Source organism: Mycobacterium simulans (assembly GCF_900232995.1).
GTDB classification, from domain to species: Bacteria; Actinomycetota; Actinomycetes; order Mycobacteriales; family Mycobacteriaceae; genus Mycobacterium; species Mycobacterium simulans.
This window is the reverse complement of the sequence record NZ_OCVX01000020.1, coordinates 1-2,959: the sequence shown is the minus strand read 5'-3', so window position 1 is coordinate 2,959 and position 2,959 is coordinate 1. Positions and strand designations below refer to the sequence as shown.

At 65.4% G+C, this 2,959-nt stretch carries 1 protein-coding gene; it reads left to right on the top strand.

Annotated features, from left to right (window positions below):
• The coding region (locus MSIMFI_RS26485) for a type I polyketide synthase (protein ID WP_191499903.1) at positions 1 to 2,959 on the top strand (2,959 nt) is incomplete at both ends.

The window sequence follows — 2,959 nt, the reverse complement described above, 5'->3', positions numbered from 1 at the left end:
CGGTGTTGGCGGTGATCGCGGGCTCGGCGGTCAATCAGGACGGGGCTTCCAATGGGTTGACCGCCCCGAATGGGCCGGCGCAGCAGCGGGTGATCACCCAGGCGGTGGCCAACGCGGGGATCGGTTTGGATCAGGTGGATGTGGTTGAGGCCCATGGCACCGGTACCCGGTTGGGGGATCCGATCGAGGCTGGGGCGTTGTTGGCCACGTATGGGGCCCACCGTAGCCCGGAGGATCCGGTGTGGTTGGGCTCGATTAAGTCCAATATCGGCCATACCCAGGCCGCAGCGGGTGCGGCCGGGCTGATCAAGATGGTCTTGGCGCTCAACCACGACATCCTGCCGCCGACCCTGCATGTTGATGAGCCCAACCCACACATTGATTGGTCGGCCGGTGCGGTGCGGTTGTTGACCGAGCCGGTCCCGTGGCCGCAGACCGGGCATCCGCGGACCGCGGGAGTCTCGTCGTTCGGGATCAGCGGCACCAACGCCCACGTGATCCTGCAGCAGGCACCCCCTGCGTCCGTCGCCGCACTAGACCCGGCAAACTCCATACCAGCAGCGGCCCCGCTGCACATCTGGCCGATCTCAGCGCGTACGCCGGCGGCATTGGCCGCCCAAGCTGATCGGTTGTCCCGGCATTTGGCCGCGCATCCGGATCTGGATGTGATCGACGTCGCCCACAGCTTGGCGATCACCCGTACCCAGCATCCGTATCGAGCCGCCATCACCGCTGGGGGCGCCGGCGCAGATACTCACACGGAGTTGGTGGCCGGGCTGGAAGCCCTAGCATCGGGGCAGGCTCATCCACGGTTAACTCAGCATTACCTTCCGGGTCAGGCGTCGAGCCAGCTCGTGTTTGTTTTGCCGGGACAGGGTGGTCAGCATCCCGGCATGGGACGGCAGCTCTACGAGCGCCATCGAAGGTTTGCCGAAGCAGTGGACGACTGCGATGACGCATTGCGGCCATTTACGGGCTGGTCGGTGCGCGATGTGGTCTGCCAGGACTCAGCCGCCCCAAGTTTGGATCGCGTCGATGTAGTCCAGCCGGTGTTGTTCACCCTGATGGTCGCGTTGGCCGAAGTGCTGGAGAGATGTGGCATTGTGCCGGATGCGGTAATTGGCCATTCCCAGGGTGAAATCGCGGCGGCCTATATCGGTGGGGTGTTCTCCCTGGACGAGGCAGCCAAAATTGTGGCGCTACGCAGTCGGGCACTTGCCGGTTTGGCTGGTAGTGGGGCGATGGCTTCGGTGCTTGTGTCGGCGCAAGACCTGGCGCCACGTCTGCAGCCCTGGGCGCGAGCACTGAGCATCGCAGCAACGAACGGACCCTCCTACACCGTCATCAGCGGCGAGCCAACAGCTCTAGTGCAGTTCATTGACAGCTGCGAGCGGGACGATATCCAGGTCCGCGGTTTGGCTGTGGATTACGCGTCGCATTCGGACCATGTGGAACAACTGCGTGAGCAATTGCTTAATGACCTGGCCGGGCTGGCGCCGCAGGCCTCCCGCGTCCCGTTGTATTCCACGGTGGCCAGCGCAATATCGGAGCAGGCCCTGGATACCACCAGCATGGATGCCAGGTATTGGTATCACAACCTGCGGGAACCGGTGCGCTTTCATGACGGCGTTTCTCGCCTGCTGGCCCAGGGCGAGCAGATGTTCGTGGAGCTGTCGCCGCATCCGGTGCTGGCCCCGGCGATCAGTGACACTGTGGCCCACACACCGCAGCGTTCGCAGTCGCTGGTGGTTTCGACCCTGCATCGTGACCGCGCGGATCTGGATGCGCTAGCCGCGGCGGTGGGCCGGTTGCATACCTGTGGGCATAGCCCGTCGTGGCGGCAGTTGTATCCGCGGGGGCGGGTGGTGGGGTTGCCGACGTATCCCTTTGAGCATCACCGGTATTGGCTGGCCCCGGCCGCGGCGGCTGATGTCAGTGCCGCCGGGTTGGCTCAGGTGGAGCACCCGTTGTTGGGGGCGGTGACCGGTCTGGTCGATGACGACCAGGTGGTGGTGATGACCGGGCGGCTTTCGACGAGCACGCAGAGTTGGCTGGCGGGCCATGTGGTGGGTGATGGGGTGGTGGTGCCGGCCACCGCGTACATCGACATGCTGTTGGCTGCTGGTGAGCGCGCCGGGTGCCCGGTCATCGCCGAGTTGGTCATCCAGGCTCGGCTGCGATTGACCGAGGACGCGCCCACGGATGTGCAGATCACGGTGCAGCCGGTCGATGAGGGTGGGCGGCGGCGGTTTAGCGTGCATTCGCGCACCGGCGGCCAACACTCGTCGTCGGGGTGGGTGTTGCATGCCACCGGGGTGTTGAGCGGCAGCGGCCAGCATCCGGTAGATGGCCCCGTGGCGGTGCCGGCGGGGACTGTGGAGCCCATCGACACGGATGACTTTTATGGGGGGCTGGCAGGGCGTGGTCTGGTTTTAGGTGACCTGTTTCGATCGGTGCGCAGCATCGGTCATGACCCGGTAGATCCCAACATTGGCTACGCCGAGGTGGAACTGCCCGCCGGCGCTGATGTGGCTGGTTACGGCATCCACCCAGCATTGCTGGACGCCACATTCCAAGTTGTGGGCTCCGGCTTGTTCGACGGTAGCGCTCCTGCGGCTGAGCCTACGGTGCTGCGGGTTCCGTTCGCGGTGAGCGGGGTGGTCTTACACGCAACTGCGGCGACGCGGCTGCAGGTGGTAATGACCTGTCTGGACGCGGAGACGTTTCGGGTGTTGGCCGTGGATGCGGCCGGGGAGCCGGTGCTCAGCATCGACCGAGTGACGATGCGTGCGCTGCCTGAGCAGTTACCTCAGTCTTCGGCCGCGGGTGGGGAGGGTTTGTTCGATCTGTCGTGGGTGGAGTTGGCTGGGGACTCCTGGGAGGCCGCCGGTGGTGAGGCGGCCGGTGATGGGTCGGGGTGGGTGGTGCTGGTTGATGGGTCTGATCGGGTGCCGGCGGG